This window comes from Aminiphilus sp., assembly GCF_029975095.1.
GTDB lineage: Bacteria > Synergistota > Synergistia > Synergistales > Aminiphilaceae > Aminiphilus.
Genome location: NZ_JARKPW010000102.1, coordinates 1 through 25242, shown reverse-complemented (window position 1 = coordinate 25242; position 25242 = coordinate 1). Strand labels below are relative to the sequence as shown.

General features: G+C 60.3%; 21 protein-coding genes. 20 read left to right on the top strand and 1 reads right to left on the bottom strand.

Annotated features, from left to right (window positions below):
• Positions 1-11 precede the first annotated feature (11 nt).
• The gene (locus Q1K49_RS06045) at positions 12-1232 is read right to left on the bottom strand and encodes a diguanylate cyclase (RefSeq protein WP_300523995.1); all 1221 of its coding nucleotides are present in this window, start codon (positions 1230-1232) and stop codon (positions 12-14) included.
• 364 nt (positions 1233-1596) lie between these two features.
• Here Q1K49_RS06045 and Q1K49_RS06040 point away from each other — a divergent pair, with 364 nt between their 5' ends.
• From Q1K49_RS06040 to Q1K49_RS05945, 20 genes are all read left to right on the top strand, one after another.
• Positions 1597-2037 carry a hypothetical protein gene (locus tag Q1K49_RS06040; protein WP_213692339.1) on the top strand — a complete coding sequence of 147 codons (441 nt, stop codon included), beginning with the start codon at positions 1597-1599 and terminating at the stop codon, positions 2035-2037.
• Positions 2038-2150: 113 nt separating this feature from the next.
• Positions 2151-4046 (top strand): nucleoside-diphosphate sugar epimerase/dehydratase, encoded by a 1896-nt coding sequence (locus Q1K49_RS06035; protein WP_300523991.1) that lies wholly within the window; start codon positions 2151-2153, stop codon positions 4044-4046.
• Complete coding sequence (locus tag Q1K49_RS06030; protein WP_213692338.1) at positions 4043-4675, top strand: sugar transferase; 633 nt, start codon at positions 4043-4045, stop codon at positions 4673-4675. The genes Q1K49_RS06035 and Q1K49_RS06030 overlap by 4 nt, the downstream gene beginning before the upstream one ends.
• 4 nt (positions 4676-4679) lie before the next feature.
• Positions 4680-5315, top strand: coding sequence for an acetyltransferase (locus tag Q1K49_RS06025; protein WP_300523988.1), 636 nt, complete (start codon positions 4680-4682; stop codon positions 5313-5315).
• 398 nt (positions 5316-5713) lie between these two features.
• The gene (locus Q1K49_RS06020; protein WP_300523987.1) at positions 5714-6931 is read left to right on the top strand and encodes an aminotransferase class I/II-fold pyridoxal phosphate-dependent enzyme; all 1218 of its coding nucleotides are present in this window, start codon (positions 5714-5716) and stop codon (positions 6929-6931) included.
• A 147-nt stretch (positions 6932-7078) separates the two neighbouring features.
• The gene (locus Q1K49_RS06015; protein ID WP_300523986.1) at positions 7079-8269 is read left to right on the top strand and encodes a glycosyltransferase; all 1191 of its coding nucleotides are present in this window, start codon (positions 7079-7081) and stop codon (positions 8267-8269) included.
• Positions 8270-8412: 143 nt separating this feature from the next.
• A complete protein-coding gene (locus Q1K49_RS06010; protein WP_300523984.1) occupies positions 8413-9693 on the top strand; it encodes a nucleotide sugar dehydrogenase in 1281 nt (426 codons plus the stop codon).
• 312 nt (positions 9694-10005) lie between these two features.
• Positions 10006-11082, top strand: coding sequence for an SDR family oxidoreductase (locus tag Q1K49_RS06005; protein ID WP_300523982.1), 1077 nt, complete (start codon positions 10006-10008; stop codon positions 11080-11082).
• Between the two features lie 22 nt (positions 11083-11104).
• Positions 11105-12271 (top strand): glycosyltransferase, encoded by a 1167-nt coding sequence (locus Q1K49_RS06000; RefSeq protein ID WP_300523980.1) that lies wholly within the window; start codon positions 11105-11107, stop codon positions 12269-12271.
• 246 nt (positions 12272-12517) lie between these two features.
• Positions 12518-13066, top strand: a complete 549-nt coding sequence (locus Q1K49_RS05995; protein ID WP_300523978.1) for a winged helix-turn-helix domain-containing protein — start codon at positions 12518-12520, stop codon at positions 13064-13066.
• Positions 13067-13070: 4 nt separating this feature from the next.
• Positions 13071-15005 carry an asparagine synthase (glutamine-hydrolyzing) gene (gene asnB / locus Q1K49_RS05990; RefSeq protein ID WP_300523975.1) on the top strand — a complete coding sequence of 645 codons (1935 nt, stop codon included), beginning with the start codon at positions 13071-13073 and terminating at the stop codon, positions 15003-15005.
• Positions 15006-15008: 3 nt separating this feature from the next.
• Complete coding sequence (locus Q1K49_RS05985) at positions 15009-16049, top strand: radical SAM/SPASM domain-containing protein (protein WP_300523972.1); 1041 nt, start codon at positions 15009-15011, stop codon at positions 16047-16049.
• Positions 16046-17545: a hypothetical protein gene (locus Q1K49_RS05980; RefSeq protein WP_300523971.1), complete on the top strand. Its 1500-nt coding sequence runs from the start codon at positions 16046-16048 to the stop codon at positions 17543-17545. The genes Q1K49_RS05985 and Q1K49_RS05980 overlap by 4 nt, the downstream gene beginning before the upstream one ends.
• Entirely contained in the window at positions 17545-18765 is a 1221-nt protein-coding gene (locus Q1K49_RS05975; protein WP_300523969.1) for a glycosyltransferase family 4 protein, read from the top strand. Before Q1K49_RS05980 ends, Q1K49_RS05975 begins: the two co-directional genes overlap by 1 nt.
• Before the next feature lie 63 nt (positions 18766-18828).
• Complete coding sequence (locus Q1K49_RS05970) at positions 18829-19827, top strand: NAD-dependent epimerase/dehydratase family protein (protein ID WP_300523965.1); 999 nt, start codon at positions 18829-18831, stop codon at positions 19825-19827.
• A gap of 2 nt (positions 19828-19829) precedes the next feature.
• Complete coding sequence (locus Q1K49_RS05965) at positions 19830-21035, top strand: DegT/DnrJ/EryC1/StrS family aminotransferase (RefSeq protein ID WP_300523963.1); 1206 nt, start codon at positions 19830-19832, stop codon at positions 21033-21035.
• The gene (asnB, locus tag Q1K49_RS05960; RefSeq protein ID WP_300523960.1) at positions 21035-22912 is read left to right on the top strand and encodes an asparagine synthase (glutamine-hydrolyzing); all 1878 of its coding nucleotides are present in this window, start codon (positions 21035-21037) and stop codon (positions 22910-22912) included. Before Q1K49_RS05965 ends, asnB (Q1K49_RS05960) begins: the two co-directional genes overlap by 1 nt.
• Positions 22891-23838, top strand: coding sequence for an NAD(P)-dependent oxidoreductase (locus Q1K49_RS05955; protein WP_366146047.1), 948 nt, complete (start codon positions 22891-22893; stop codon positions 23836-23838). Before asnB (Q1K49_RS05960) ends, Q1K49_RS05955 begins: the two co-directional genes overlap by 22 nt.
• The gene (locus tag Q1K49_RS05950) at positions 23835-24512 is read left to right on the top strand and encodes a metallophosphoesterase family protein (protein WP_300523957.1); all 678 of its coding nucleotides are present in this window, start codon (positions 23835-23837) and stop codon (positions 24510-24512) included. Before Q1K49_RS05955 ends, Q1K49_RS05950 begins: the two co-directional genes overlap by 4 nt.
• Before the next feature lie 37 nt (positions 24513-24549).
• The coding region (locus Q1K49_RS05945; RefSeq protein ID WP_300523954.1) for an ATP-grasp domain-containing protein at positions 24550-25242 on the top strand (693 nt) is incomplete at its 3' end.

Below are 25242 nucleotides of genomic sequence, written 5' to 3'. Positions count from 1 at the left end.
GTGTCTCGGTCTCATGCGGCGGAGGTCTGTTGTTTGGACATGCGCAGGGCGTCCAGAAGTTCCGGCAGGCTCATGTCCTCGTTTCCGCTGTAAAAATGGAGGCCGAACCGCAGATGCGGCTCCAGGGAAGTCAGCCGGTCATTGTCCTTCGTCATGTGGAACAGCGCTTCCTTCATGCGGCCCATGACCGTTTTCGCCCCCGACTGCGGTGTTTCGGGGAGGAGGATACAGAGCGAATTGTCCTGGAGCAGAAAAGCCAGATCCGTGTCCCGGATTTCCTCGTTGAAACGGCGGCAGAGCGCCAGAAGCAGTTCGCGCCTGTTCGCCTCGCTCGTGGCTTGGGGATCGGCCTCGTTCCGTTTGAGAAAATCGAGCTCCACGAGAAGGGCCGAGAGCCAGCGGCGAAAACGCCTTGCCCGGGCGATCTCGTAGGATGCCCGGGGAAAGAAGTAGGTGTCTCCGTAGAGTCCCGTCCCGGGATCCCGGGAAAAGCCGCTCTCCGCGGAAGAGCCGGAGGATGTCCGGTTCGTTGTCGCGTCGTCCTGTTTCTGGGCCGAGGTATCCTGAGGGAGCAGAAACACCCAGGCCTCGCCGTCGAGTTCCTTTCGGAGAACGGCGTAGTGTTTTCCCTTGACGGTCATATGCTCGAGCGAGGAGGGAAAGAGCATCTCCCCTTCCTGTTCCCGAAGGTCTTCGAGGGATGTTCCCACGAGATCGAGAAGTCCCTTGCTCGCGTCCTGGAACATGCCGTTCCTGCCGATGACCGCGAAAGGCAAGGGGCAGGAAGCGAGGGAGGACGTCGGCCGTTGTTCCATCCCGTCCGCCCCGGAAAGTTCGGTTGTCGGGGGCTCGTTTGACGGGGCGCTCCGACGCTGTGCGGGTCGCGCTGCTTCGGCTTCCGGTACGGCGATGCCCCCGAGTATGATCGCTCCGGAGAAGATCAGCGCCGTTCCGCCCCATGCCACGACGGGAGGAAGGCCGAAGTGGAGCGACGTGAGGGCGAGGGCCAGTCCCTGACAGAGCGCCTGAAGTCCGAGAGAGGCACCAGTTCCCTTCAACTTGCCGAGGGGAACGTAGATGGCGCTGGACACGATGTACGCGCCTCCCGCAGCGATCCAGAGCGGAAGCGGAATGCTCGCGGAGGTGCCTTCTCCTCCGACCATCAGGGCGCCTCCGAGAAGAAGAATGGACAGGAAGGGGGGCAGGGTGATCCAGTCGAAGAGGTGGCTCATACAGGTGCGCACCATCCTTCGTTGCGAAAAGAAGGATCTGGTGATGTGCAAGTGGTTTTCCCGTACATGAAACTGCCTCCCCGTCGTGAATGAAGCCGACGCGGCCGCTGGCCGCGTTTCTTCGTGCCGCAACTCGAAGGCGTTCCCCGCAAGTGTCGGGAAAACGCGCTCCGTTCTTCCGCGAGCCCCGTCCCGCGACGTGTTCCTTCCGGAGCAGCATGACGGCGGGACCGAGGCCGTACAGTTATACCATAAAAGGGAAGAGGGCAAGCATACTGCCAACGCAATCCTCACGGAGGGACGGACATGTGTTACAATAAACTCCGCATTTTTTCCGGGGCAAGCCCCCAAGGAGGACGTTATCATGCAGATGCCGGTACAGTTCAGTCTCGACGAACTTCTCTCCATGCTCATGGCCCGCATGGATTCCCTGGCCGTCGCGGAAGAGAACATGAAGACCAAATTCAACATCTTCGCCCGGGTTCTCTACAAAAAAGGACTTCTCACGGACGAGGAGATCCTCGAGTCCATCCGGGAGGAGCACCGGGTTCTCAAGGAACTGGGGCTCATCGCCGAAATGCCCGGGGAGGACATGCTCAAGGTCGTGGCGGACAACATGTTCCAGTGGATCAAGGGAGACGTGAAGGCCATCAAGAAGGGCATGGAGGAGTACGAGAAGAAACTGCGGGAGTACGCCGCCCAGGAGGCGCGGAAGCCCAAGATCGACGTGGCTCCCTCGAACGTGCTCTCCCAGCTCGACCGTCTGAGCGGCAAGAAACCCGGAGGCGGCAAGCTCATCATCTAGTGGAGACCCCCCGGTTTTCGCCAGGATCGCCTTCCTGACGGGGCATCTCCGGAGGTGTGCTCCCTCGCGGAGCGATCCGGACATCTTCGATCTGCAAGGGGGGCGTTTTGCCCGTGTCGCAGGACAGAACCGTTTTCTCGCACCTTCGCTCCGGAATCCGCAAAGCGTGGCTCGGAATGGCCCGGCGGGGACGGTACGTGTTGCTCTGTGACGTCGCCGTCCTCGTCCTGGCGGTCTATCTGGGATACGCCCTGCGTCTTACGCTGTTTCTTCCCCGCTTCTATCTCGGCGATTTCATCCTCGCCTCCCTGCTCTTTCCGGGATGCGTCACCGTCGTGTTCGCCGCGGCGGGGCTCTACCGCGTGCTCTGGCCCCAGGCCAGCGTGGAGGAATTCCTGCGTCTCGCCCGCTGGTATGTCCTCGGAGTACTCCTTTTCGTCCTTGTGGACAAACTTTTCACGCGACTGCTCATCCCACGGACGACCCTGGCCATCATGGCGGGGGCGGGGATTCTCTTTCTGGGGGCGGTGCGCCTTTCCTGGCGTCTCTGTCGGAGCGGCGGCGGTGACGCGGTGAAGAGCCGGGCCCGAGGGCTCATCGTGGGGGCCGGAGAGGCGGGAACGCTTCTCGTGCGTGATCTGCTCCGGGGCGGCGGCGATGTGCTCCCCCTCGGGTTCGTGGACGACGATCCGGCAAAGACCAACATGGAGATCGCCGGAGTGCGGGTTCTGGGGAGCACTGCCGCGCTTCGGGAACTGGTGGAGACGTTGCGGGTGGAGGTGCTTCTCATCGCCCTTCCCACCGTGGCGGGACATGTGGTGCGGAACATTCTCGACGACGTGGCGGAGACGGGCGTGCAGGTGCGCGTTCTCCCCAGCCTTCGCGAGCTGGCGGGAGGAGCGGTGAGTGTGAGCCGCCTGCGCACCGTCCGTCTGGAAGACCTTCTCTGCCGGGAGGCGATCCGGCTCGACCTGGAGGGCATCGACGGCATTCTCCGGGGGCGGACCGTGCTCGTCACCGGAGCGGGAGGGTCCATCGGCAGCGAGATCTGCCGACAGGTGCTGGCTCACGGTCCACGGGAGCTGGTGCTTCTCGGGCATGGGGAGCATTCCATCTACACGCTTCTGGAGGAGCTGGGAAACCTCAGACCGGTTCCTCCGTTGCGGGCGGTCATCGGTGACGTGGCGGATGCCCGAACCATGGAAGGCCTTTTCCGAGAGACCCGTCCGGGGGTGGTGTTTCATGCCGCCGCGCACAAGCACGTTCCTCTCATGGAGTTCAATTCCCGGGAGGCGCTTCGGGTGAACGCCCTCGGTACATGGACTGTGGCGCGCCTCGCCGGGGAATATGGCGCGGAGCGCCTGGTGCTCATCTCCACGGACAAGGCGGTGAACCCCACGAGCGTCATGGGGGCTGCCAAGCGACTGGCGGAGATGCTGCTCCAGGAGGCCCAGGGGGCCTATCCCGGAACGGCCTATCTGGCGGTGCGCTTCGGGAACGTCCTCGGCAGCCGGGGGAGCGTGGTTCCCAAGTTCGAGAAACAGATCAGGGAGGGCGGTCCCCTGACGGTGACCCACCCGGAGATGCGGCGCTACTTCATGCTCATTCCCGAGGCGGTGAGCTTGGTGCTCCAGGCTGCGGCCATCGGCGAGGGGGGCGAGCTCTTCGTGCTCGACATGGGTGAACCCGTGCGCATCGCCGCTCTGGCGGAGATGCTCATCCGCCTTCACGGCTACAGGCCCGACGGGGATATCCCCATTGTCTACACCGGGCTCCGTCCCGGGGAAAAACTTTTCGAGGAACTCTTCTACGATCCCGATCATGTTCTGCGGACCACGCACGAAAAAATCTTTGCCACCCGCCTCGAAGCGAGATCCGGCGAACGCCTGGCCGAGGCGCTCGCCGGCGCCCTCGCCGGAGGTGACGAGGCGGCGAGGGCGCTGCTCCGGGCGTGGGTGCCCACCTATGTTCCCGGAGGCGGAACACCTGCGGAGGAGTGCCCGGCGTGAGACGGGCTCCGGCGGCGGAGTCGAGGACAAAACGCTCTTTCGATGTGGCCGTCTCCGGGGTGGCGCTGATCCTGTTTTCGCCGCTCTTCGCGTTGCTGGCGCTGCTGATCCGTCTTCGTCTCGGCTCGCCGGTCTTCTTTCGGCAGATGCGCCCTGGGCTGTTAGGGAAACCCTTTTCGATGGTGAAATTCCGTACCATGACCGACGCCAGAGACGCGGAGGGGCGGCTTCTTCCCGATGGCGAGCGCCTGACTCCCTTCGGGCGTTTTCTACGGAGCACGAGCCTGGACGAGCTTCCCGAACTGTGGAACGTCCTCCGGGGGGATATGAGCCTTGTGGGGCCGCGCCCTCTTCTTACGGCCTATCTGGAGCGCTATTCTCCGGAGCAGGCCCGCCGGCACGAGGTGCGCCCGGGCATCACCGGTCTCGCCCAGGTGAACGGCCGCAACGCCCTCACCTGGGAGGAGAAGTTTCGCCTCGACGTGGTTTACGTGGACACCTGGACCTTCGCCCTTGACCTGCGGATTCTGGCGAAGACCGTCGTCGCCGTGCTCCGCCGGGAGGGGATCGCCGCGCCGGGGCAGAGCACGGTGGAGGAATTCCGAGGGAACGGCGAGGAACGGAGGTGAGCGGATGGGACGCTTCGTGGTCGGTGCCGGAGGACACGGCAAGGTGGTGCTGAGCCTCCTCCAGGCGTGCGGCGTGGCGGTGGATGCCGTTTTGGACGATACGCCCGCCCGCTGGGGTGAGACGCTTTTGGGCGTTCCCGTGACGGGGCCGACGGAGCTGCTCCTCGGGTTCGACGAACCAAGGGCGATTCTCGCGGTAGGGGGCAATGCCTGCCGTCTTTCCCTGGCGCGCCGCTTTTCCCGGGTGTACTGGGAGACGGCGATCCACCCCCGAGCCTGGGTGCACGAATCGGTCCGGATCGCTCCCGGCACGGTGGTTTTCGCCGGAGCGATCCTTCAGCCGGGAACGGAGATCGGAGCGCACTGCATCGTCAACACGGGAGCTCTTGTGGACCATGACTGCCGTATCGGGGAGGGTGTGCACCTTGCGCCGGGGACGTGCCTCGCCGGAGGCGTGACTTTGGGAAAGGGCGTCTTTTTCGGCGTGCGGAGCGCGGCGATTCCCGGCGTCTCCGTCGGGGACTGGACGGTCGTGGGGGCCGGGGGCGTGGTGGTGCGGGATCTTCCGGAGCGCGTCGTCGCCGTGGGTGTGCCCGCAAGGCCCTTGCGCCCTCTTCGAGCGGACGAAGCGCCGGAGTAAAAAAGTGCCGGAGAAAGAGGAGCGAGAAAACGGTGAAGAGGAATGCGGGCACCGCGGTTTAAAATGTTGCAACGCACTCGGGAGCATGCGATGCGAACGGAGATAGAGAGGGCGGATCCTCCTTGATCAGAGCGTCTCTATTAAGAAGCTCTATGATGCCCTCCTCTCTTGTGCCCGAGCGTATCACGTTTTGCGAGCCTGTGGCGTGTCGTATGAGAGCCTCTCCAAAGGGCGGAAGACGAAAGGCATCAGAGGGCGGGGCGTTTGAGGAAAAAAGGACTTTCTGTGCGGCGAGAGTGCGCCCAGAGGGAGAAACTGTGCCGGTTCCGTGTCGTACATAGTGCGGCAGGACGCGGAAACGGCCTGTCGCGATGCGCCGAAGAAGCCGGGAGGGGATCATGAACGATTGTGTCGCAACGCAGAAAGCATTTCCTCGAATTTATCTCTCACCGCCGCACATGAGCGGGTGCGAGATGGACTACGTCAAGGAGGCCTTCGACACCAATTGGATCGCGCCGCTGGGGCCCCACGTGGACGCCTTCGAGAGGGAGCTCGCCTCTCGGGTGGGCGTTCCGGGGGCGCTTGCCCTCAGTTCGGGAACGGCGGCGCTCCACTTGGCCGTCAAGCTGCTCGGAATTCGGCGGGGCGACCGGGTCTTCTGCTCCTCCCTCACTTTTTCCGCCAGCGTGAACCCCGTGCTCTACGAGGGAGGCGTTCCGGTCTTCCTCGACGCGGAGCCGGAGTCGTGGAACATGTCCCCGTCTGCGCTCGAGCGGGCGCTCGCCGACGCCGACCGGGAAGGAGCCCTTCCCAAGGCGGTGATCGTGGTGCATCTCTACGGACAGAGCGCGGACATGGATCCTCTGCGGGAACTCTGCGGCAGGTACGGCGTTCCGCTCTTGGAGGATGCGGCGGAATCCCTGGGCGCCACCTACAAGGGCAAGGCGAGCGGCACGTTCGGCGTCTACGGAATCTATTCCTTCAACGGGAACAAGGTCATCACTACCGGCGGTGGCGGCATGCTCGTGGCACACGATCCCGAGGCGATCCGGAAGGCCCGCTTCTGGGCGACCCAGGCCCGCGATCCGGCGCCGCACTACCAGCACTCGGAGATCGGCTACAACTACCGCATGAGCAATCTCCTCGCCGCAGTGGGGCGGGGGCAGCTCACCGTGCTGGATGACCGCATCCGGGCTCGACGGGCCATCTTCGAGCGGTACGCCGCGGCGTTGGGCGACCTTCCCGGAGTGATCTTCATGCCCGAACCGGCCTGGAGCCGTTCCAACCGGTGGCTTTCCGTGCTCACCCTCGACCCGGGCGCCACGAAGCACACCCCCGCGGAACTCCTCGCCGCCCTGGAGGCGGAGAACATCGAGGCCCGTCCCGTCTGGAAACCCATGCATCTGCAGCCCGTCTTCTCCGGGACTCTTTTCTATCCGCATGGCGGTGTCGCGCCCGAAGCCGCCTCCCGGAGTGAACCGGATCCCCGGGGAAGCAGCGTGTCGGACCGTCTCTTCGCCACGGGGCTCTGCCTTCCCTCCGGATCGGGGCTTTCCGAGGAGGAGCAGCAGCGGGTGATCCGCTGCGTGCGGCGCTGCCTCAAGGCGAAAGCGTGAGGGGCATGTTCTTCCGGAAGGGCTTTCTCTTCTTGGCGCCCCGGCGGGTCCGAATCCGGACACGCCGGCTGGAAAACGGAGGCGGGCGGCGTGTTCTCTGACGGGACGGCGCCGGTGGAAGCCTTCCGCGGAGGAGAGCGCTCTTCCGTGAGCGCTGGCGCTGCGCCGAGGCTTCTCTTCGTCGCCACCGTCGCGGTGACTCTTCGGAGCTTTCTCCTGCCCTACGCTCGGTATTTTCGCTCTCTGGGCTGGCGGGTGGACGGCGCCGCCGACGGCGTCTCCGGATGTCCTTCCTGCGCCGCTGCTTTCGACGCGGTGCACGATGTACCCTTCTCCCGAAATCCCCTGGCCGTGACATCCCTCGCGACGGCTGCGAAGCGCCTTCGCCTTCTCGCGGAGACGGAAAGATACGATCTTGTGCACGTCCACACCCCCGTGGCGGCCTTCGTCACCCGCCTGGCCCTGCGGCGGCTGCGGTCCCGGGGGCTTCGCGTGGTTTACACGGCCCACGGATTCCACTTTTTCGAGGGAGGTCCACCCCTGCGGAACGCGCTTTTTCTGGCGCTGGAGAAACTCGCCGGGAGCTGGACGGACCGGCTCGTGGTGATCAACGGCGAGGACGAGACGGCGGCGCGGCGTCACCGGCTCGTGCCGCCGGAGCGGCTCCGTCTCTTTCCCGGAGTGGGTGTGGACACCGCTGCCTTCGCCAGAGAGAGCGTCTCTCCGGAGTGCGTCGCCGCGGTGCGGAAAGAAATGCGCCTTCCCGAAGAGGCGCCCTTCTTTCTGATGGTGGCGGAGTTCAACCCGGGCAAGCGCCATCGCGATCTGCTGCGGGCCTTCGCAGGACTACCGCCTCGTGCGCCGGCGCCGCATCTGGTCTGCGCCGGCGAGGGGGCGCTTTTGGAGGAGACGAAGCGGCTGGCGGCGGAGTTCGGCGTGGCGGAGCGGGTGCGCTTTCCCGGCTACCGCCGGGATGTGAAGGTGCTGCTCAAGGGCGCCGCCGCCCTCGTGCTCCCCTCCGAGCGGGAGGGACTTCCGGTGAGCGTCCTCGAAGCGCTCGCCATGGAGACCCCCGTGATCGGGGCGGATGCCCGGGGCATTCGCGATCTCCTGCGGGACGGTTGCGGCCTCCTCGTTCCCGTGGGAGATGTGCGGGCGTTGTGCGACGCCCTCTGCCAGGTCCTCGCTCGCCCGGAAGAGGCGCGAGCCCGGGCGGAGCGGGGGCGCCGCCGGGCTCGCGAAATGGACATTTCGCGCCTCCTCGCCCTCTCGGAGGAGCTCTACCGGGAGCTTTTGGAAACCGGAGGCTCCCCTGGGGAGGGGGCAAGGCGCGCCTGAACAGACCAAAAAGAGCGAAAAAACCCGAAAAGGTGCTTCCGGCAGTGCTTTTCCAAGTCGGATCGCTCGTCGGATCTCGCCTTGTCCCTTCCGGGAGGATGAGGATAAGGATTATGTGCGGAAAAAAGGAGTCGTGTTCGTCCATGAACTATCGCATCGGTGTCGTCGGATTGGGATATGTGGGCATTCCTCTTGCCGTGGTCTTCGCGAGAAAGTTTCCTGTCGTGGGCTACGACATCGACGAGGAACGCGTCAAAGGGCTCCGGAACGGGTTCGACCGCACCGGAGAAGTTGCGCCGGAGGAGCTTCGGACGTCGTCGCTCCGGGTCACCTCCCGCCCGGAGGAGCTTCGGGAGTGCAACGTTCTGGTCGTCACCGTCCCCACCCCCGTGGACCGGTGGAACCGCCCCGACCTCGGCCCCGTGATCCGGGCCACCGAGACGGTGGGGTCCGTGCTTTCTTCCGGAAGCATCGTGGTCTACGAATCCACGGTCTATCCCGGGGTCACGGAGGAGATCTGCCGCCCCCTCCTCGCCCGCGTGTCGGGACTTACGCCGGGCGAGGATTTCTCGGTGGGTTATTCACCGGAGCGCATCAATCCCGGGGACAGAAACCACCGGGTGCATACCATCGTAAAGGTCGTCAGCGGCGAGGACCCAAAGACCCTTGAGGCTGTCGCTGAGGTGTACGGGGCCGTCGTCGAGGCGGGAGTGCACAAATGTCCGAGCATCCGCGTCGCCGAAGCGGCCAAGGTGATCGAGAACACCCAGCGGGATCTGAACATCGCCCTCATGAACGAACTGGCCCTTCTCTTCGACCGGATGGGCATCCGCACCGAGGACGTGCTCCGCGCCGCGGGAACGAAGTGGAACTTCCTTCCCTTCCGGCCGGGCCTCGTGGGAGGACACTGCATCGGCGTGGATCCCTACTATCTCACCTTCAAGGCGGAGGAAGTGGGCTACATTCCCCAGGTCATCCTCGCAGGGCGGCGCATCAACGATGACATGGGGCGCTTCGTGGCGCGAAAGACGGTGAAACTCTTCTCCCGGGCGAGGTACTCCCCCTGCACGGTGCGGGTGGGCATCTTCGGCCTCACCTTCAAGGAGAACGTGCCGGACCTGCGCAACAGCCGCGTGCCGGACATCGTGGAGGAACTCCGTTCCTTCGGCATCGCGCCGCTCGTGACGGATCCTCTCGTCACCAGCGCCGAGGCGGAACGGGAGTACGGTTTGCCCCTCACGCCTCTTGAAGAGATGCGCGAGCTGGACGCGGTGATCCTCGCCGTGGCGCACGACGACTACCGGGAGCGGGGAAGCGCCTTCTTCGAGGAGACCCTGCGGAAGCGCAAGGGGATTTTCGTGGACGTGAAGTCCCTCTTCGAGCCGGCGGATTTCGGCGAGGACGTGCTCTACTGGAGCTTGTAGCTTGCAGCTTGCAGCTTGTAGCTTGTAGGGTGGAGAGCACGCCGTCGGTCGGTACGCGCGTGTTGCTGCAACACAACATGGTGCGTGGTGGGGCGTTCTCCATACTGAAGCGGCGTGCGCGCATCGATGGGCGTCGGTGTCGCGGCGGCGCCTTGAAGAGCGGTGCCCCCGAGGGGCGTAGCGGCGCTTTCCGTGCCGTAAGCGTGATGCCGTAAGATCCTGTGTGCTTTTTGTGTTTGCGGGGCGTCCGTACGGTGGAGGAGGCGAGGCGCCGAAATCTTTCGAGACGCCTCCCTGAGAGGAGCGATTTTGATGACCGAAGAAAAATTTCACGGAAGCGCCTGCGGAAGCACCTTTTCCTACGGCCTTCCCCGGCCCGTTCTGGACGATCTGTTCGCCTCGCCGCGGTGTTGGCTTGTCACCGGCGCCGCCGGGTTCATCGGCTCCAACCTCGTGGAGGCTCTGCTGCGCCTTTCCCAGCGCGTGGTGGGGCTCGACAACTTCGCCACGGGGCACCGCAGAAACCTGGAGGATGTTTTGGCCTCCTGCGGCGATGAGGCGGCGAAGCGTTTCCGTTTCGTCGAGGGAGATATCCGCAACGCCGCTGCCTGTCGCGAGGCCTGCGATGGAGTGGATGTGGTGCTCCATCACGCCGCCCTCGGAAGTGTCCCCCGCTCCTTAGAGGATCCCCTGACCAGTCACGAGGTGAACGTGGACGGCTTCGTGCACATGCTCCTCGCCGCCCGGGACGCGAAGGTTTCCCGCTTCGTCTACGCCTCGTCGAGCTCGGTCTACGGAGACCACCCCACTCTGCCCAAGGTGGAAGAGGCCATCGGCAAACCTCTCTCGCCCTACGCACTCACCAAGCGCATCAACGAGGACTATGCGGCGGTGTTTTCCTCCGTCTTCGGCCTTTCCTGCCTGGGATTCCGTTATTTCAACGTCTTCGGACCGCGTCAGGATCCCGAGGGGCCCTACGCGGCGGTCATCCCCCGATGGTTCGCGGCCCTCGCCGAGGGAAAACCCGTCTCCATCTACGGCGACGGCGAGACCAGCCGCGACTTCTGCTACGTGGACAACGTGGTGCAGGTGAATCTTCTCGCCGGGACAAGCAGTGTTCAGGGAGTTTTCAACGTTGCCGTGGGAGAGCGCATCACCCTCAACGAACTCTACGAAATCGTCCGGGACCTGGTTGAGCCTGTCCGTCCCGGTGCGGCGCTTCTCCGCCCCCTCTACGAGCCCTTCCGCCCCGGGGATGTGCGCCATTCTCTCGCGGATGTAACGAAGGCCAAAACCCTTTTGGGATACACTCCTGTTCTGACCGTTCGGGAGGGGTTGCGTACCTGCGCCGCGTGGTATCTCCGGCAGAGGAACGTCGCCGGCGGCTAGAATGGAGAAAAACGAGCGAACGATGCCCTGGAAAGTGGTTCACCTCATCACCGGAACGGGAACGGGCGGGGCCGAAAGCATGCTCGCCAGGCTCGTGGAGCGCATGGATCGAAACCGCTTCGCCTCTTCCGTCGTCTCGATGTTGCCTGAGGGGCCGACGGCCGAAAAGATCCGCCGTTCCGGAATTGCCGTGACGAGTCTCGGCATGCCGAGAGGCATCCCCGATCCCCGGGCGATGGCACGTTTGGTCCGCTATCTCCGGAACGACCCCCCGGACCTTCTCCAGACATGGATGTACCACGCGGACCTACTGGGCGGCGTGGTGGGGAAAATGCTTGGACTCCCCGTGATCTGGAACATCCGCCACGCCAATCTGGACGAGTCGGCGAACAAGGCGGGTACGCTCGCCGTGGTCTCCCTCTGCGCCCGCCTTTCGGGACGCATTCCTGCGCGTATTCTGTGCAATTCCGAAATGTCCCGGACGCTGCACATCTCAAGAGGATATGCAGCGGGAAAGTTCACCGTCGTTCCCAACGGGTTCGATCTGGAACGCTTCGCCCCCGACGACAGTGCCGCAGCAAGGGTTCGGGCGGAATTCTCCATCCCTTCCGAAACGCCTCTTGTGGGCCTTGTCGCCCGTTTCGACCCCCAGAAGGACCATGGCACGTTTTTCCGCGCCGTGTCCCTCTTTCGCGGCATGGGCGGAAGAGCGACCTTTCTTCTCTGCGGTGACGGCGTCACGTTGGAGAACCCCGCTTTCCGAGCCTGTGTGGAGTCGTCGTTGTCCGAAGCGGAGCGGGGCGACCTGCGTTTCCTCGGGCGAAGAGACGACGTGCCCCGGCTCTCCGCAGCGTTTAACTTGGCGACGCTTTCCTCCCGAGGGGAATCCTTTCCCAATGCGGTGGGCGAGGCCATGGCCTGTGGAGTTCCCGTGGCGGCCACGGATGTGGGAGACGTGCGTTTCATTGTGGGAGACACGGGGCTCGTCGTTCCTGCGGGTGACCCTCACGCCCTGGCAACGGCATGGCGTTCTCTCCTTGCGGAAAGCGAAGAGGCGCGGAAGCGTCGCGGCGAAGCCGCACGAGAGCGGATACGGGCACTCTTCGATCTTCGTGCCGTCGTCGCGAGCTATGAGGATCTCTACGAAGAGATCCTCCTTGGCGGCACTTCGAAGAAAGGAAAAGGGTAGGAAGCTCTGAATAAAGGTCTTTCGCTTTTCCTTGACTCGGGTTGCATCAGGCTCTGCGAGGTGCCCTGCGGGGTCGGCGCAGCCTTCTTCAGAGGTCCCGATAGCGAGGGCAATGGAACAGCGCCTTCCCTCCAGAAAAGAAAGATTCCACAGAGCGTCCCCTTGACATGCTTCGTTTTGAGTCATATTCTTACTCGCAACGGCGCAATCCTTTGGGTGCGTTTTCTTGGTAAGGGAGTTGTTCTCGTGCTCGATTCCCTCATCACCTCAAAAACCCGTATCAAGCTTCTGTGCAAGTTCTTCCTGAACCCAGAGGCCCGCAGCTACCTCCGGGAGCTTGCCGACGAGTTCGGCGAGTCCACCAATGCCGTGCGGGTGGAGCTCAACCGTCTCGAAAAGGCGGGACTCCTCGCCTCCGAGACGGAGGGTCGGACAAAGGTCTTTTCCGCCAACACGCAGCACACCCTCTTCCCCGAAATCCACAATCTCGTCCGCAAGACCCTCGGCATCGACCAGCTTGTGGAACGCGTCCTCTCACGCATCGGCAATCTGCACATGGCCTTCATCACCGGCGACTACGCCAGGGGCGTGGACTCGGGCATTCTCGACCTCGTGCTTGTGGGGGATATCGACTGGAACTACCTGCAGCGTCTCGTGAGCACCGCCGAGGAGATCCTCAAGCGGAAGATCCGCGTCCTCGTCCTCCGGACGGATGAAGTGGAGCACATGAAAGATGCGCTTCGCCTCGACAAGGCCCTGGTGGTCTGGACCGCCGAGGGGCAGAAAGGATCCTGACGCCGTGTGCGGTTTTGCGGGATGTCTCGACCTGTCTCGTTCCACGGGAGAAGAGCGTCTGAAGCAGTTCGCCGCTTCCATGGCGGATCGCATGCGGCATCGTGGTCCCGATTCGAGCGGTGTCTGGGCGGACGAACAGTGCGGGGTTGCCTTCGGACACCGCCGTCTCGCCATCCTCGATCTTTCGCCGGAGGGAAACCAGCCGATGCCTTCTCCTGGAGGGCGTTATGTCATCGCCTTCAACGGAGAGATCTACAACTATCTGGACATCCGGGAGGAACTGGAAAGGGCGGGGGGCGTGCGCCCCTGGCGGGGACATTCCGACACGGAAGTGCTTCTCGCCGCCTTCGAGGCCTGGGGCGTGGAGGAATCCCTCCGGCGTGCGGTGGGTATGTTCGCCTTCGCCCTCTGGGACAGACAGGAGCGGACCCTCGTCCTCGCCCGCGATCGGGCCGGGGAAAAACCGCTCTACTACGGACGGGCCGGTTCGTGGTTTCTGTTCGGATCGGATCTCGCCGCGCTGCGGGCACATTCGGCTTTCCGCGCCGACCTCGACGGAGCTGCTCTGGCCCTTTATTTTCGTCACAATTATATTCCCGCGCCGCACAGCGTCTACCGCGGCATCTTCAAGCTCTTGCCCGGAACAGTCCTCCGCATCGACCCCGAAAAAATCGACGCTCCTTTCCGTCCTCGATACTATTGGTCTCCCCGGGAACGGTTCGAGCACGCTCTGGACAACCCCTTCCGCGGCACGGAGGAAGAGGCGGTGGAGCAGCTCGATTTTCTGCTCCGGCGATCCATCCGGGGACAGATGCTCGCGGATGTCCCCGTAGGCGCCTTTCTCTCGGGGGGCATCGATTCATCCCTCGTGGTGGCCCTCATGCAGGCCCAGTCGAGCAAGCCCGTCCGGACCTTCACCATCGGGTTCAAAGAAGAGGGGTACAATGAGGCCCATTTTGCCAAGGCCGTGGCGCGGCATCTCGGCACGGAGCACACGGAACTCTACGTCACCCCCCGGGAGGCGATGGAGGTTATTCCCCGAATTCCGGAGATCTACGCCGAGCCCTTCGCGGATTCCTCCCAGATTCCCACCTACCTGGTGGCCAGGCTGGCCCGTTCGCACGTCACCGTCGCCCTCTCCGGCGATGCCGGGGACGAATTGTTCTGCGGATACACGAACTACGCGCACATGCGTCGACTCTGGGGAACTCTTTCCCGGATTCCTCTTGCCCTGCGCGAAGCCGCCGGTTTTCTCCTGCGCGGCGTGGCCCGGTCCGGCCTGAGAAACCTCGTGCCGAAAGATCTCGCAGGGTGCCTCGATGCTCCGAGGCTCGAAAAACTGGCGGCACTCACCGCCGCAAAGACGCCGGAAGACGCCTTCCGGAGCCTGGTGTCCCACACGCAGGGCCCGGGGCGCCTGTGCGGCTGCTCCGAGGGCGCGTCGTTCCTCACGTCGCCGTCCTGTGGGCCCCGAAAGGGATCTCTTATGGAGCGTCTCATGTTTCTCGATTTCGGCATGTATCTTCCCGACGATATCCTCGTGAAGGTGGACAGAGCCGCCATGGGAGTGAGCCTTGAGACGCGGGTTCCTCTGCTGGATCACCGCATCGTCGAGTTCGCCTGGAGCCTGCCGCTGTCGTTCAAGGTGCGCGACGGAAAGGGGAAACACCTGCTTCGGGAACTTCTCCATCGCTATGTGCCGAAAGAGCTGGTGGAGCGTCCGAAGAAGGGCTTCGCCGTTCCTGTACGCCGATGGCTCGACGCGGATCTCGCACCGCTTGAGAAGTGCTCTCTCTCCAGGCTCCGTCGCGACGGAGTCGTTTCGTTGTTCGGAAGAAACGATGGAGAAGGCGTTTTCGGAGGGGAAAAAACGAACGAGTCGCTTTCTCCGGAACTGCGCTGGGGTTTGGTACAGTTGCATCAATGGCTGGGGGAATGATCAATGGATGCGGCGGGTAAACTGTGGAAAGGACTTTCTCTGACGGGTAAACTTCTCGCCCATCGTCCCAGGGGATGGAAGGACTATGTGTTGAACGGCCTGTCCTGTCTTGCCGGGAGCGGGCGAAGCCTGGGGCGGCCGGTGCATGTCACCATCGAGCCGGCGACCGTGTGCAATCTCACGTGTCCGGTTTGCGAAACGGGAGCAGGTTGCCTTGAAAGGCCCGGACAGCTCATGTCTCTTGACGAGTACAAGGCCATTCTCGGCAGGCTTCCTGATTCCGTGGGGGCGATGATGCTCTATTTCATGGGAGAAACATTCCTGAATCCCCATGCCTACGACATGATCCGCCTTGCCCGGGAACGGGGCATTTTCGTCGAAACCTGCACCAACGGGGATTTTGTGGATCCGCAGTGCCTCGTGGACTCCGGAATCGACATGGTGAGTTTTCAGATGGACGGTGCCAGTGCGGCGACCCACGGAACATACAGAGTCGGGTCTGATTTCGAGCGTGTCGTTGCGAACCTGCGGCGCACTGTGGCGCTGCGCGACAAGCAGGGGCGGAGGATCCCAAGAATCACCGCAGGGCTCATTGTCATGCGGCACAATGTGCACGAGATCGAGGCGTTTCGGAAAAAGGCCTTGGAAGAATGGGGCGTCGATGATGTGGACATCGTTTCACCCTGCGTCCGGACCTATGCGCAGGGAGTGGAAATGATTCCCGACGACGATGCCTTCTGGCTCTACGACCGAAAACGATTTGAAGAGGAACATGTCCTCCGCCCCCGCTGGACACTTCCCTGGTACGGCTGTTCCTGGATCTACTTTTCCCTGACGATTCAGGTGAACGGCGATGTCGTTCCCTGTTGCCGCGACCCGAGAGGCAAACACGTGCTGGGTAATGTGTTTCGTCAGTCTGTGAGCGAAATCTGGAATTCACCGAGGATGCGTTCCCTCCGGAGGAATATCCGCCAGGGGCGAAGGCCTTTCCTGTGTGATCTCTGTTCGGGATTCGGAGTGCCCAGGGTGCGGTGGCGTTCATGAGCATCCTCGAAAATGTGGTTGCCCTGGCGGCGTATTTCGGCGTCGTCCTCGGTGCGCGGCTGATCCCCTTCGTTTGGTCACGTGCCTACGGTATCGACAACTGGTATTGGAAACTGTACCTGGAGGAATACCGCAGAACGGGGTGTATCCCCGTTACTCTTCCCTATTATCTGCTCGAACACCAGGAACAGTGGTATCCTCCGCTCTTTCCCTGGCTTGTGGGAAAATTGCCGGAGAAAGTGGAGGAACGGGCAGGCTGGCTTGTCGCTCCCGCCCTTGATGCCTTGACGGGAGTCCTGATTGCGGGCTATGTGCATTTCGTCTTCGGAATGGTCGCCGCTTCGGTGACGGCGCTCGTCTACGCGCTTTCCCCGGTTCTCGAGGACTACAATGTGCAGCTCAATCCGAGAACGCTCGGAAACCTTTTTTACACGGCACTCATGCTGCTTCTGCTTCAGCGAAATCTACCTCTTCCGGTCGTGGTTTTCGCAGCGGGATTGCTTCTCGGACTCATTGCGTTGCTGCACAAGATGACGCTGCAATTGACCCTGTTCTCTCTGTTGTTCCTCTCGCCTCTCATTGGATGGAAGACGGCTTCCTTAGTCTTTCTCGCAGGTTTGGCCATGGCGTTTCTCCTCAGTGGAGGTTTTTATTGGAAGGTACTCTTGGCCCATTGGGACATCGTTACCTTCTGGAACAGGAACTGGCGTTGGCTCAACGCGCACCAGTATTACGACTCGCCTTTGTACGCACACCTGCGGCCGACCGAGTACCGGGACAACCGTCTTCACAGGGAGGGAGTTCGCGGTGTGCTGCATCACCTTAAGCTCCTGGCGGGGATGCTTCCCGCATCGCTTTGTCTTTTCGCCGCCTTGGCTATAGTTCGAGGGGATGTATTTCCGGAGAGCCGTTCCGCATTCTGGGCGTGGTTTTTCGCTGTCGAAAGTTTTGCTCTCCTGACGACGTTCGTTCCCCAACTCAAATGTCTTGGTGCGGGCATCCTCTATCAGTTCAATGCGGCGGTGCCGACTGCGCTGCTCGCGGGAATGCTTGTCGCCCCTGGTTTTTCAATCTGGAGCGTGGGTTCAGTGCTCTGTAACGGCATGGGCTTTCTCTGGGTTTTGCGACGGTTGCGACAGAAGGCCAGAGCCGGACAGAACAGTTTCACGCAGGATCTGAGTGCGATGTTCGATGTGTTGCGGGCAAAGCCGGATGGTCCTGTATGGTGTATTCCGCTGCATATCTGCGATGCGGCGGCCTATTTTTCGAGAAAACCCATTATGTGGGGTGGGCATTCGTTCGGATTTTCCATCCTTGAACCGGTGTTTCCCGTCCTGCGGATTTCCCTGGAGGAAGTCTTCCGAAGGTTTCAGGTCCGCTATCTGGTTGTCGACAAACGATATGTTCCGGAATTGATCCTTCACCTCACCGAACAAATTGGACAGCCCGTCTTCGAATGTGGGCATTACACCCTTTGGGAGAAGGAGCCGAGCTGATGAGCGAGATCAAAAGGGCAGTGCAATCGGAAAATTCCAGTGCTTTGTGCCTTTTTTCCCTCATTGACCTCGAGGAAATGCTCGCCAAGGGAAACATCTGGTATGTTCGGCATTACGAAGCTCTCTTCGACAGGGTGTATGTCTGCTATCTTTACAGTTCACGCACCAGGGCAATCACTCGAGGCAACACCACGCTTATTGCCTTTGGAAGCGGTGGGCCGAAGTTTTTGAACATGCTTCTTGCACCGATCAGGCTTTTACGCGTTGCGTCGTTTCTGAACCTCTCGACGTTTCTGTCGGCGGATCTTCTTTTTTCCTGGTGGTCATTTCTCCTGCTGCGACTTCTCAAAAAACGCCGCTTCGTCCTGATGCCGGTCTGCATGCCCCACGAGTTGTTCAGGAATGGAGGTGCAACCCTCATCGGACTTCCGCGGTGTGTGGAGCGAATCCTTGTCCGGACGAGTTTTTTTGCCTCTTCCGGAGTCGCAACGATAAGAACAGCGGGCGCTTATGTGGACTGGCTTACTTCGTATTCTGCGTCGCGAGAGAAGCTCAGGATATTTCCGGTTCTTCCGGAAACATTGCCATCAATGGGTTTTCTGGCGAAAGCATGGAATCTTTCCCGAAAGGACGATGACGGTAGCCCTGCGGGAACGTTCAGAATACTCTATGTCGGAGGATTACGAAAAGAAAAGCTTGTGGATCATTTGGTGCGGATGCTCAAGTGTCTGGTCGAGGGCTCGATGGGGTTTATCTCTTATCGTTTGCGAATCGTCGGGGATGGTCCTTGTCGAGAAGAACTGGAAACGTTGGCCCTGTCTCTTGGCGTGCAACATTGCGTCGAATTTGCCGGAGCGGTTTCCAACGAATCGCTGGTGGAGGAATACGCCGCTGCGGATGTTTTTGTTTCTCCTCTGACAGGAACTTCCTTGAGGGAGGCTGCGCTGTGTGCGATGCCCCTTGTCGCGTACGGGATAGACTGGGTTCCCGGGGTGTTCACCGATGGCGAGGACATCCTCCTTGCCGAGGGTGGTGATTATGAAGGTCTGGCAAAGCGAGTGGAATTATTGTACGACGATGCCGCTTTGCGGAGAAAACTTTCGGGTAATGTCCGTGAGCTTGCGTGGCGGCTTTTCGCCATGCCGATGGATGCGCGCGAGACGATAGGAAAAGAATTGGAGCGCATGTGTTCATTGGAGATACGTGTTCCTGGAGCATGAAGTTCTTTTGTGGATTCTGTCCGAGTGCCCGAAACCTATGAACGAGTGGGAGGTCCGTATAGTATGCAGAACAAACAGGATATCAGTGGTGCAAAAATCCTTGTCATCGGCGGTGCTGGCTTCATCGGTTCCCATGTGGTGGACGAACTCCTGAAGGAAGACGTGGCGGAGATTGCGATCTACGACAATTTCAGCCGGGGGACGCAGGACAACATTGCACAGTCCCTCCGGGATCCGCGTGTCAAGGTCTTTGAGCTGGGGGGAGATATCCTTCAGACGGACATTCTCGATGAGGCGGTCAAGGGCAAGGATTACGTTTTTCATCTCGCCGCTCTCTGGCTGCTTCACTGTTACGACTATCCGCGAAGCGCCTTCCACGTCAACATTGAAGGGACGTTCAATGTTCTTGAGGCCTGTGTCCGTCACAAGGTTAAAAAACTCATCTACTCTTCCTCGGCCTCCGTCTACGGCGATGCCGTCGAACTTCCCATGACCGAAGATCACCCCTACAACAACAAGACCTTCTACGGGGCCACCAAGATCGCCTGCGAACACATGTGCCGCGCCTATTACAACCGTTACGGTCTCGATTACACCGGGCTTCGGTACATGAATGTCTACGGAGCCCGTCAGGATTACAAAGGAACCTACATCGCCGTTATCATGAAGATGCTCGACCGTCTTGATCAGGGACTTCCGCCTCAGGTCTACGGCGACGGCTCGCAGGCCTACGACTTCATCTACGTCAGCGACGTCGCCCGGGCGAACATCTGCGCCAGGAAGTCCCCGGCCCCCGACAGGACCTACAACGTCGGTTCCGGTGTCCAGACATCCATCCTCGATCTCACGAAGATGATTCTCAAGGTTACCGGATCGGACCAGCAGATCCAGTACGAGCCCGCCGGTAAAACCTTCGTCACCAATCGGATCGGTGATCCGCGCCTTGCGACGGAAGATCTGGGATTCACCTATACCGTGGAACTCGAGGATGGCTTGCGCAGACTGATCGAGTGGCGCAGCGCTCACAAGGAGCTTGTCGAACAGCGACGAAAGAAGGCCTGACCGTGAGGACGACGATGAAAATACCCATCACGAAACCCTATTTCGACGCGGAGGAGAGAGAGAGCATCGTAAAGCCTCTCGATACCGGATGGATCGTTCAGGGGCCGTATGTTGCGGAGTTTCAGGAGCGTTTCGCCGCCTATGCGGGAGCGTCTCATGCGGTAGCCACGTCGAACTGCACCACGGCACTGCATCTTTCTCTTCTTGCCCTCGGCATCGGAAAGGGCGACACCGTGGTGGTGCCATCTTTCACCTATGTGGCGACGGCGAACGCCGTGGAAGCGGTGGGAGCGAAGCCCGTCTTCTGCGATGTCGATCTGCGGACATTCTGCATGGATGTAAACGAACTCGAACGCATTCTCTCCGACGACAAAGTAAGGACCGTAAAAGCGGTGATGCCCGTCAACCAGTTCGGTCTCTGTGCCGACCTCGTAAAAATCCGTGAGCTTGCCGACCACTACGAAATTAAGATGATCGAAGATTGCGCATGCAGCTTTGGTGGATTCCTCGACGGAAGACACTCCGGCACCTTCGGGCATGCGGGGTGCTTTTCCTTCCACCCGCGCAAGGCCATCACCACTGGAGAGGGCGGCATGGTCATCACCGACGACGCCGACGTGGTGCGAAGCGTCTCTTCCCTGCGGGATCACGGCGCGTCCAGATCGGACCGGGAGCGGCACGGCCAGAAGGGGAGCTTTTTCCTTCCCGAGTTCAACGTGGTGGGCTATAACTTCCGTATGACCGATTTTCAGGGTGCCTTGGGCGTTTCTCAGATGAAGAAGGCGGAGATGCTTCTCGAAGGACGCCGGGCCGTGGCGGCGCGGTATGACGAGGCGTTGCGTGAGTTCACCTGGCTCACGCCACCTCTCGTTCCTGAAAAGCATGTGTCGGGGTACCAATCCTACGTGTGCCTTTTCGCCTCCCCGGAAGATCTTTCGCGTCTCACCCGGGATCGCATAGACAGTCTCCACGAGAAAAGAAACGCCTTCATGTCGTTTCTGGAGGAGCGGGGGGTTTCCACGCGCCAGGGAACCCATGCGGTGCACACCCTTGGATATTATAGAGACACCTATGGCCTTTCCGACGAAGACTACCTCATGTCCTACGCGGCGGATCGCCTCAGCGTGGCGTTTCCTCTCTATTTCGGAATGACGGACGAGGAATTCGCCTACGTCATCGATGCCATACGGGAGGGAGGGCAGCGCTGATGTGCGGTATCTCCGGCGTCTTCAACGTGAACGGAAGGCCCGTCTCGCCGGTGACGCTCCGGAAAATGGCCGACGCGATGGCTCATCGGGGCCCCGACGGCGAGGGGTTCTACATCGACAGTTTTCTAGGGCTGGGTCATCGCCGACTTGCCATTATCGATCTTTCTCCCCTGGGACACCAGCCCATGACATCGGATTGCGGACAGTTCGTCATCACCTTCAACGGAGAGGTCTACAATTTCCGTGAACTCCGAAAGGATCTGGAGGAAAAAGGTCACGCCTTTCGTTCCCGCACGGATACGGAGGTCGTTCTCCACGCCTATATGGAGTGGGGGAACGCGTGCGTGGAGCGGTTCAACGGCATGTTCGCCTTTGCGATCTGGGACCGGACGAGGCAGGAATTGTTCCTGGCCAGGGATCGTTACGGCATCAAACCGCTCTATTACACGTTTCTCGGCCCGAAGTTTCTCTTCGCCTCGGAACAGAAGGCGATCCTCGCCCATCCCGATGTGCGGCGTGATCTGGATCTGGAAGCACTTCTGGAATATTTTACATTTCAGAACATCTTCACGGACAAGACGCTTCTCAAGGGAATCAGGATTTTTCCCGCGGGATGCTGGGCAAGGCTTTCTCTCGGCACCCGGGAAACAACTCTGCAGGTGCATCGTTATTGGGATTTTGATTTTCGTGAGCCCGAGAATGTCTGTTCGGAGGAAGAGTACGCGGAAGAACTGGATCGCCTGTTCCGTCAGGCTGTGAAGCGTCAGCTCGTGAGCGATGTGGATGTGGGAGCCTATCTGAGCGGTGGCATGGATTCGGGCTCCATCACCGCCGTGGCGGCCACGGAACTTCCCTACATGAAGACCTTCACGTGCGGTTTCGATCTCCATTCCGCTTCCGGCCTCGAGCTCGGATTCGACGAGCGGGAAAAGGCCGAATACATGTCCTATCTGTTCAAGACGGAGCACTACGAGATGGTTCTCAAAGCGGGGGACATGGAGCGGGTCATGCCTAGATTGGCGTGGCATCTCGAAGAGCCGCGCGTGGGACAGAGCTATCCGAACTATTATGCCGCGCAGCTCGCTTCCAAGTTCGTGAAAGTGGTCATTTCCGGCGGAGGCGGGGATGAACTGTTCGGAGGATATCCCTGGCGGTATTACCGGGCGGCGGTTTGTGCCGATTTTGACGACTACATCGACCGTTACTACCAATACTGGCAGCGTCTCGTTCCCAATACGGTCCTGCGGGAGCTTTTCAAGCCCGTCTGGAACGAGGTGAAACACGTCTGGACCCGGGATATTTTCAAGAACGTTTTCGCGGACCGGAATCAAGCCCCCTGTTCGCCGGAGGAGTATATCAATCATTCCCTGTATTTCGAGGCAAAAACCTTTCTCCATGGCCTGCTGGTCGTAGAGGATAAGCTTTCCAGTGCCCATAGCCTGGAAACCCGGGTTCCGTTCCTCGACAACGATTTGGTGGACTTTGCCATGAAACTGCCGGTTCGGATGAAGATCTCGAATCTCGAAAACGTCCTCCGCATCAATGAGAACGAGCCGGTGAACAAGTCGACGCTTTACTTCCAGAAGACGAACGACGGGAAAAACCTGTTGCGGAAAGTCATGAAACGGTACATCCCGGACGAGATCACCTCCGCACAGAAACAGGGTTTTTCCGCTCCGGATGCGTCATGGTTCAAGGGGGAGAGCATTGAGTACGTGCGCAGGACTCTCGAGCGTGACAGGGCGAGGCTGTATTCGATTTTTGATGTTTCCGGAGTGGACTCCCTGATCTCCGAACATCTCGAAGGGCGTCAAAACCGTCGCCTTTTCATCTGGTCTCTTTTGAATCTGGAAGAATGGCTGCGACAATATCGATGACACAATCTCGAGATCGAAAGAAACGTCGCGTTCTCGTCACGGGAGCGGGCGGGCTTATCGGAGGGGAAACCTGTCGATTGCTTTTCGACGCAGGTTACGATGTCCTTGCCCTGTACAGGAGTCCTTCCGGTGTTCATGAAACCTTTCCTTGGACCAGATGCTACCTTGACCTCGAAGAAGAGGGGGCACGTGAGAAATTGGAAAAACTGCTTCCTCTGTACGGAATTGTTCATTGCGCTGCTGTGATTCCTTCTGTTTTTCAGGGGGAAGAAGCGGAGAAGGCAAGTGCTCGTAATAAGAACATAGACCTAGTTATGACGTCTCTTCGCGCTGGAACAAGAAAATTTATATATTGTTCGAGTTCCAGCGTCTATAGAGTTCCTTACGCAGAGAAAGTAGACGAATCATTCTTTGTCGAAGCTCGCGGTGCCTATCAGAAAGAAAAAATTACTATGGAACGAGAATGTCTCCGAAATTTTTTGGAAAATGCGTTTGTCTTTCGCATTTGTGCTCCCTATGGCTCAAGACAAAAAAATCGCACTGTTCTTAAGATGTTCATAGAGAATGCCATGGAAGGACGGAGCCTGCTCTATCATGGCTCGGGGGGGCGACAACAGGATTTCACTCACGTGAGAGATGTGGCTATGGCAGTGTTATGTTCGCTGGAACCTGAAACACGAGGCGGCATTTTCAACGTGGCAGGAGGTGCTCCCATCACGATGAAGAACCTTGCAGAACTTGTCGTCCGCCTTGTGCCCGACGGTGGAAGCAAGGTTTTTTCCTCTAGACAGCCAGATCCACAGGAGGGATGGACGGCACCTTTCTGTATCGATAAAGCTCGCCTGGAATTGGGGTGGACACCTAGGGTTTCTCTGGAGGAAGGGATTCGCGATTGGGCTGACGAGATCAGGAAGGGAATGCCATGAAAATCGCCGTTATTTCGGACGTTCACGGCAATCTGGTCTATCTGCGCGCCTGCCTTGGGGAGATAGAACGTTTGGGCTGCGATGTCCTTGTCTGTCTCGGAGATACCGTGGGCTATTTCCCGGACGCCCTGCCCTGTATGGAAGAACTCGAGTCCATGAAGGGACACCATCTGATGGGCAATCACGAGGCGATGCTGCTTGGTCTTCTTCCTCTTTCCGCAGCGAACGATTGCGTCTATCGCCTGCACAAGGTACGGGAGGTTCTTCCCGAATCGCGGTTGGCCTGGCTCGGGCAGTTGCTTCCGTTCTGGGCGACAACCCTTGACGCGCGAAGGCTCCTGTTTGTCCATGGTTCTCCGTGGGACCCGTTGCGGGGGTACGTGTATCCTGATGCGGTCGAGGAGATTTTGGGGACGCTGCCGTTCGATGCGGTTTTTATGGGGCACACCCATCGTCCGTTCTGCACGGCGCTGAACGGTGTCCTGGTGGTCAATGTGGGTTCATGCGGTTTGCCCAGGGATGTGGGGAATTCTCCCTCGTTTGCGGTGTACGATACGCAGCTGGGTGAAGTGGTGATGCACAGGGTCGTCGGAGAGTTGGAAGAAGTTCTCCGGCGGTACGGGAATGCGCACCCAGCCGTGCATGCGTGTCTCTGCCGAAGGAGTGGCATATAAAAAGCAAGGTTGTGAACCTAAGGGAGGATCAAGACCCATGGAAAAACTACCTGTCATGATCACCGGTATCGGAGGCGGGGGACACGGAGAGCAGATCCTGAAGGCGCTTCGCATGGCTCAGACACCGTATCTTCTCGTGGGGGGGGACATGAATCCCTATAGCAAGGGGCTGGCGGAGGTGGACTACCCCTATATTCTTCCTCCCGCCACATCGCCGGAATACATCGAAGCGGTCCTTCGGGTGTGCAAACGTCATTCTGTCCGTGCGCTTTTCCACGGAAGCGAGCCGGAACTGAGGGCCTTCAGTCGTCACAGAGACCTTTTCGAGTCGGAGGGTGTTTTTCTCCCAATTAATCCGGCGAATGTGATCGACATCTGCATGGACAAGTTCAGAACCGTCGAATGGCTTGAGAAGTATGGGTTCAACGTCCCGAGGAGCAGGTCGGTTTCCTCGTTGGAAGACCTAAAAGAAGTGGATTTCTTCCCGGCGGTCTTGAAGCCTGTGGTTGGCGGTGGCGGGTCCAACAATCTCTTTCTTGCGCAGGACAGAAAGGAGCTGAATTTTCTCGGTGCGTCCCTCCTTTTGAACGTCGGGCGTTTCATCGTTCAGGAATACGTGGGTTCCGTGGACGGAGAGTACACGGTGGGAGTACTTTTCGACATGGAGGGAGTGTTTCTGAACTCGATTGCCGTCAAGAGGATGATTCTGTCGGGATTGAGCAACCGGATC

Excerpts from the sequence above, each read along its gene's own strand:
- Q1K49_RS05950 (WP_300523957.1), top strand. The coding sequence starts at position 23,835 with ATGAAAATCGCCGTTATTTCGGACGTTCACGGCAATCTGGTCTATCTG.
- Q1K49_RS06045 (WP_300523995.1), bottom strand. The coding sequence starts at position 1,232 with ATGAGCCACCTCTTCGACTGGATCACCCTGCCCCCCTTCCTGTCCATT.
- Q1K49_RS06040 (WP_213692339.1), top strand. The coding sequence starts at position 1,597 with ATGCAGATGCCGGTACAGTTCAGTCTCGACGAACTTCTCTCCATGCTC.
- Q1K49_RS05980 (WP_300523971.1), top strand. The coding sequence starts at position 16,046 with ATGAGCATCCTCGAAAATGTGGTTGCCCTGGCGGCGTATTTCGGCGTC.
- Q1K49_RS05985 (WP_300523972.1), top strand. The coding sequence starts at position 15,009 with ATGGATGCGGCGGGTAAACTGTGGAAAGGACTTTCTCTGACGGGTAAA.
- Q1K49_RS05975 (WP_300523969.1), top strand. The coding sequence starts at position 17,545 with ATGAGCGAGATCAAAAGGGCAGTGCAATCGGAAAATTCCAGTGCTTTG.
- Q1K49_RS06005 (WP_300523982.1), top strand. The coding sequence starts at position 10,006 with ATGACCGAAGAAAAATTTCACGGAAGCGCCTGCGGAAGCACCTTTTCC.
- Q1K49_RS06025 (WP_300523988.1), top strand. The coding sequence starts at position 4,680 with ATGGGACGCTTCGTGGTCGGTGCCGGAGGACACGGCAAGGTGGTGCTG.
- Q1K49_RS05955 (WP_366146047.1), top strand. The coding sequence starts at position 22,891 with ATGGCTGCGACAATATCGATGACACAATCTCGAGATCGAAAGAAACGT.
- Q1K49_RS06010 (WP_300523984.1), top strand. The coding sequence starts at position 8,413 with ATGAACTATCGCATCGGTGTCGTCGGATTGGGATATGTGGGCATTCCT.
- Q1K49_RS06000 (WP_300523980.1), top strand. The coding sequence starts at position 11,105 with ATGCCCTGGAAAGTGGTTCACCTCATCACCGGAACGGGAACGGGCGGG.
- Q1K49_RS06020 (WP_300523987.1), top strand. The coding sequence starts at position 5,714 with ATGAACGATTGTGTCGCAACGCAGAAAGCATTTCCTCGAATTTATCTC.
- Q1K49_RS05970 (WP_300523965.1), top strand. The coding sequence starts at position 18,829 with ATGCAGAACAAACAGGATATCAGTGGTGCAAAAATCCTTGTCATCGGC.
- asnB (WP_300523960.1), top strand. The coding sequence starts at position 21,035 with ATGTGCGGTATCTCCGGCGTCTTCAACGTGAACGGAAGGCCCGTCTCG.